The organism is Clostridium sp. HV4-5-A1G (assembly GCF_900184915.1).
Lineage (GTDB): Bacteria > Bacillota > Clostridia > Clostridiales > Clostridiaceae > Clostridium_B > Clostridium_B aromativorans.
In genome coordinates, this window is the sequence record NZ_FXYI02000214.1 from 1 (window position 1) to 5,413 (window position 5,413).

At 31.5% G+C, this 5,413-nt stretch carries 6 protein-coding genes, 2 tRNA genes and 1 rRNA gene; 5 read left to right on the top strand and 4 right to left on the bottom strand.

What is annotated here, in order from left to right:
* Nucleotides 1–92: 92 nt before the first annotated feature.
* The 4 genes from J5G60_RS16330 (at nucleotide 93) to J5G60_RS16345 (ending at nucleotide 3,198) form a co-directional block, all read left to right on the top strand.
* A complete protein-coding gene (locus J5G60_RS16330; RefSeq protein WP_150358880.1) occupies nucleotides 93–1,034 on the top strand; it encodes a magnesium transporter CorA family protein in 942 nt (313 codons plus the stop codon).
* A 17-nt stretch (nucleotides 1,035–1,051) separates the two neighbouring features.
* Nucleotides 1,052–1,966, top strand: a complete 915-nt coding sequence (locus J5G60_RS16335) for a S66 peptidase family protein (protein WP_150358879.1) — start codon at nucleotides 1,052–1,054, stop codon at nucleotides 1,964–1,966.
* Between the two features lie 273 nt (nucleotides 1,967–2,239).
* A complete protein-coding gene (locus J5G60_RS16340) occupies nucleotides 2,240–2,578 on the top strand; it encodes a PadR family transcriptional regulator (RefSeq protein WP_150358878.1) in 339 nt (112 codons plus the stop codon).
* Nucleotides 2,575–3,198, top strand: a complete 624-nt coding sequence (locus tag J5G60_RS16345) for a permease prefix domain 1-containing protein (RefSeq protein ID WP_229980734.1) — start codon at nucleotides 2,575–2,577, stop codon at nucleotides 3,196–3,198. The genes J5G60_RS16340 and J5G60_RS16345 overlap by 4 nt, the downstream gene beginning before the upstream one ends.
* A gap of 148 nt (nucleotides 3,199–3,346) precedes the next feature.
* Here the strand turns inward: J5G60_RS16345 and J5G60_RS16350 are convergent.
* Nucleotides 3,347–3,420 (bottom strand) — tRNA-Cys (locus J5G60_RS16350).
* Nucleotides 3,421–3,582: 162 nt separating this feature from the next.
* Here J5G60_RS16350 and J5G60_RS16355 point away from each other — a divergent pair.
* Entirely contained in the window at nucleotides 3,583–4,308 is a 726-nt protein-coding gene (locus J5G60_RS16355; RefSeq protein ID WP_150358877.1) for an NAD-dependent protein deacylase, read from the top strand.
* Between the two features lie 92 nt (nucleotides 4,309–4,400).
* On the opposite strand, the gene J5G60_RS16360 is transcribed toward J5G60_RS16355, so the two are convergent.
* The 3 genes from J5G60_RS16360 to rrf all read right to left on the bottom strand — a co-directional run.
* On the bottom strand, nucleotides 4,401–5,144 hold the full coding sequence (locus J5G60_RS16360; RefSeq protein WP_150358876.1) for a peptidylprolyl isomerase: 744 nt from the start codon (nucleotides 5,142–5,144) through the stop codon (nucleotides 4,401–4,403).
* 102 nt (nucleotides 5,145–5,246) lie between these two features.
* Nucleotides 5,247–5,322 (bottom strand) — tRNA-Phe (locus J5G60_RS16365).
* Between the two features lie 12 nt (nucleotides 5,323–5,334).
* A 5S ribosomal RNA gene (rrf, locus tag J5G60_RS19250) occupies nucleotides 5,335–5,413 on the bottom strand; the annotation flags it as partial.

The following is a 5,413-nucleotide window of genomic DNA, read 5'->3' on the forward strand; positions in this document are numbered from 1 at the left end:
ATTTAAATTTTCATTTTATAAGTTATAATAAAAGTAATTGCTAAAATAAATTACCTTATTTAATTCAACTTTTACGCGGAGGAAATTATCACATGATTTCAATTTATAAGACTATGGATACATCAAATAAGTTGCAGGCTCTAGATACCATAGAACATGGGTGCTGGATCAATATTGTAGCTCCTTCAGATGAAGATTTACTTTTAATATCAAAAAAATCTGGAGTCTCATTAGATTTTCTAAGAGCGGCCCTCGACGAGGAGGAAACATCCCGTATAGACACTGAAGATAACAATTTGCTAGTAATAGTTGATATACCCTTTACAGAAATGGAGGTCAACTCATTAACCTATGATTCTTATCCCCTGGCAATTATTCATACAGAATTTAATCTGATAACAGTTTGCCTAAAAAATAGCAAGATACTTACAGATTTTATAGATGGAAAAGTTAAATCTTTTTACACTTTTAAACGCTCCAGATTTATTTTACAAATACTATACAGAATAGCAAGTTATTATCTACTCTACTTAAGACAAATAGATAAAAAAAGTGTAATGATAGAGCAAAAACTTCATAGGTCTATGAAAAATAAGGAATTTATTCAGCTTTTATCACTAGAAAAATCTCTTGTTTATTTTTCTACATCTTTAAAAGCAAATGAAATAACTTTAGAAAAGATGTTGAAATTAGAAATTTTACAGAAATACCCTGAAGATCAGGATATTCTCGAAGATGTCATTATTGAAAATAAACAGGCAATAGAGATGACTAACATCTACAGTAATATTCTAGGTGGAACTATGGATGCATTTGCTTCTGTGGTGTCCAACAATTTAAATATAGTGATGAAATTTTTAGCCTCTGTAACTATAGTTATGGCTATTCCCAATATAATATTCGGCTCCTTTGGAATGAATATACCTGGAATACCTTTTGCTGCTTATAAAAATGGTTTTTGGACCGTATATGCAATAACGGCTCTTATTTGTATAATATGTATAATATTCTTGAAAAAAAAGAACTTATTTTAATTTTAGGATGTGATACTTTGCTTGGAAAAAGATTAAGAAGTGGAGATACTATAGGTATTGTATCTCCTTCAGGCGCCTTAGAACCTGAAAAAATAAAGGATAGCATTAAATTTTTAAATGGCCTTGGTTTTAAAACAAAAGAGGGAAAACACATATATGATAGATGGGGATACCTGGCGGGAAAAGATATTGATAGGGTTCAGGATCTAATGGACATGTTTTTGGACCCGGAGGTAGATATGGTATTATGCACACGAGGCGGTTATGGTACTGCGAGACTTCTCGATCTTATGGATTTTGATATTATAAAAAGAAATCCCAAAATATTTGCAGGCTTTAGCGATATAACCGCTCTGCTCAATAGCATATTTGAGAAATGCAACATTATTACATTCCATTCTCCCATGTGCAACACAGATTTCGATGATTTTACACTAAAAAGTTTTCTGAATACCATAATGTCCGGTTACACTCCTTTTACCATAGAAAATCCTGAAAATATATCTACAGATCATTTTAACGGCGACTATGCCAGTGGAAAATTAGTTGGAGGTAATCTCTCCCTAATATGCAGTCTTCTCGGCACTCCTTATGCTGTAAACACTGAGGACAAGATATTGTTTATAGAAGATGTAAATGAAGAGCCTTATAAAATTGACAGAATGCTTACCCAACTTATATTAAGTGGAGATCTTCGCAAATGCAGGGGTTTTATTATGGGACAATTCAAAAATTGCCAGCTTCCCAATTACGAACGAAGCCTTACTCTAAATGAAATATTGGAAGATAGAATATTGAGTTTAAAAAAACCTACTCTAATTAATTTTCAATCCGGTCACTCATATCCCAGAATAACTCTTCCAATTGGCGCCAATGTAGAAGTAGACTTTAAAGAGGGAAAAATTAACTTGTTAGAATCTGTAGTAAAATAATTGAAATAATTTAGTATATAAAATAAACGAACAGGAGAGTTAAGTTCAATTAAGCTCTCCTGTTTATTTTATAGTTTGCTTACATTCTCACAACTTAGTCAGCTATAGGTAATGTCTCTTAAAGATAGTTTTTTGTAAAATAACTTATAAATAAGTCGTATAAAACTATATCGCTGAATGTAGCAATTCTGACTATTATATAGTATAATAATACTACTATATAATATAAAGTAATATACATAATAATATAATTTTACTAAGGAGGTTCAACCATTGCAATTTGATAAAGAAATACTAAAGGGATATATTGACATAATAGTATTAAGTGTTTTACAAAATCATGATATGTACGGATATGAAATTGCTAAAAAGATAAAAGAAAAATCAAAAGAAGAATTTGAAATGAAAGAAGCTACTTTATATGTATCTTTAAAACGTTTAGAAAAAAAGAACTACTTAAAAGGCTACTGGAATGATGATAAAGGTAGTGGAGGTGGAAGAAGAAGATACTATACAATCACTGATGAAGGCAAAAATTATTTCTCAGTAAAGGTAAAAGAATGGAGATTTTTAAAATCATTATTAAATAATTTTATGGAGGTTATATTATGATCGATAAAATTGAAGAATATATTGATAGCATTTATGTAAATTTTGATAATTCAGATAAAAATACAAAGATATTAAAAGAAGAAATGAGAGATCATCTGTATGAAGAAGTAGAAGAATTAAAAAAGCAGGGCTTGAGTGAAGAAAAGAGTATATCTAGGGCTTTACAACGCTTTGGTCAAGAAAAAACCGTAGTAGCCGAAATGAACCACGTATTAAATAATCGCAGTGTATTTACAAAAATGCTCATCAAGGCAGGAGCTGTTATTTTTATTATAGGCTGCTTATTTCAAATCATCGGTATGTTCTACAACAATGAATTACTTAATTATTTTAGCGGAGAGTTAAGTAAAAATGGATTTAAAAATATTTCATATTTGCTGTTCATGATTTCTCTGGCTATCTGGGATATAGCTTTCTATTATTATTATTTTGCTAAAAAATTCGAATTAGTATTAATGGCTTTTCTGTTTTGCGATTTTGTCATATGTGTACCTTTTCTGTTTGTATGGACTTATCTTCCACATCATAAAATGGGAGGCATTGCTTTTATAGTAGGAATTACTTTTATAATAACTTTATTTTTAAGGGTGCATTACGTTAAAATTAAAAAATGGCATTAAGGTATTTATGTCTTCCAACCTTTTTCGCAATTATAAGCCATTTGTGCAACCTCGAAAACTCTTACAACAAGCCAAAATAGCTTATATTATCAACTTCTTTTAGAAGTTATAGTATAAGCTATTTTTAAACTATCAACAATATCAAATTTGGAGGCGCCACCCAGATTTGAACTGGGGATAAAGGTTTTGCAGACCTCTGCCTTACCACTTGGCTATAGCGCCATGTCTAATATTCAACGAAATTTATTATAGCATTAATATGTATGCTCTGTCAATCCAAATTTATCCAATTAATTCTTAATAAATTTATTCCATAAATTGAATTTATTGCTATAAAAAAAGTATCTACCGATATATGTTATAATACTACATAGAGGTGATATTATGAGTTATGAAAATTTAAAATCTGCTGTAGACAATAGTAATAACATTGTATTTTTAGGAGGTGCGGGAGTTTCTACAGAATCAAATATACCTGATTTTAGATCCGAAGCAGGCCTTTACAAAACTAAAAATAATTTTTCATATCCTCCTGAAGTAATGTTAAGTCATTCATTTTTTATGTCTCATACTGAAGACTTTTTCGAATTTTACAGAAAAAAAATGATATATAAAGATGCAAGGCCCAACGACGCACATTATGCTCTAGCTGAATTAGAAAAGCAAGGAAAATTAAAAGCCATAGTAACTCAAAATATAGACGGCCTTCATCAAATGGCCGGATCAAAGAATGTCTTGGAGCTGCACGGTTCAATCCATCGAAATTACTGTACCAAATGCAATAAGTTTTTTGATCTGGATTATATAATAAATAGTCCTGATACCATACCTAAATGTGATAAATGTAACGGACTGGTAAAACCTGATGTAGTCTTATATGAGGAAAGCTTAGACATGGATGTATTGAATAAATCCGTTAAATACATAAGTCAAGCTGATATCCTAATTGTAGGTGGAACATCCCTGGTAGTATACCCTGCTGCAGGATTAATTAATTATTTTAAAGGCAAAAAACTCGTTCTTATAAATAAATCATCTACTCCTTATGATAACAGAGCTGATATAGTTATACATGATAAAATAGGTACAGTTTTAAAAAGTGTTTTATAAGAATAATATAAACAAGACTGTCTCAGGAAATCACCCGGAAAGTAAAAAATACCTGGATTTGCATAAATCAAATCCAGGCATTTTCCCCAGTGCTATTTAAGTTCCACCTCATATTTACTTTTCAAACCTTCAGTAAATTGACTATACTTAAAAGCCTGTCTTTCCTGTAATAGCCCTCTCCTAATTGCATCCTTAACCTCATCAAAAGTTTTTATTGAAGCCTCTTCCTTATTTTCAACTTTTATAAGGTGATATCCAAATTGGGTTTTTACAGGCTGACTTACTACTCCTATCTCTAGCTGAAAAGCTGTATTTTCAAATTCAGGTACCATTTGTCCCCTTGTAAATTTTCCAAGGTTTCCTCCTTGTGCTTTTGATGGACACGAAGAGTATTTTTTAGCAGCATCTTCAAAAGATAACCCGGTTTTTACCTTTTCTAATACTTCATTTGCTTTTTCAAGGGAATCCACCAGTATGTGTCTTGCTGTTATATTTTCGGGATTTTTATACATGTTTCTATTAGCTTTATAGTAATCTTCAACTTCCTTATCTGTGACCTTGACATCTTCCAGAATCTTATCTACTGCCACTTGAGTCATCATTTCTTTTTTTACGGCTTCTAATTTAGCTAAATAACTCTCGCTACTTTCCATGTGTTCATCTTTAGCATAATTATAAATGAGTTCAAAAGATATTATTTCATTTAACAATTGTTTCCTACCATTTTCAGTTTCCAAGTACCGCTGTCTTTCTGCTGGAAATCTTCTTATCGTATTTTGCAGATCCTGTTCTGTTATTTCCATTCCATTGACAACTGCCAACACATTATTTTGCATATATTTTCTCCTTAACATTATTATATTTATTATCAATTATGACATAATTCCCACATTTTTTCTATATAAAAATTAAAAGTTCCAGATAAACTCTGAAACTTCTGGTGGCCAGACCAGGAATCGAACCAGGGACACGAGGATTTTCAGTCCTCTGCTCTACCGACTGAGCTATCTGGCCATATATGTATTTACCTGGCGACGACCTGCTCTCCCACAGGGCCTCCCCTGCAGTACCATGGGCACTGTGAAGCTTAACCTTCCTGTTCGAA

Excerpts from the sequence above, each read along its gene's own strand:
- J5G60_RS16345 (WP_229980734.1), top strand. The coding sequence starts at position 2,575 with ATGATCGATAAAATTGAAGAATATATTGATAGCATTTATGTAAATTTT.
- J5G60_RS16360 (WP_150358876.1), bottom strand. The coding sequence starts at position 5,144 with ATGCAAAATAATGTGTTGGCAGTTGTCAATGGAATGGAAATAACAGAA.
- J5G60_RS16355 (WP_150358877.1), top strand. The coding sequence starts at position 3,583 with ATGAGTTATGAAAATTTAAAATCTGCTGTAGACAATAGTAATAACATT.
- J5G60_RS16330 (WP_150358880.1), top strand. The coding sequence starts at position 93 with ATGATTTCAATTTATAAGACTATGGATACATCAAATAAGTTGCAGGCT.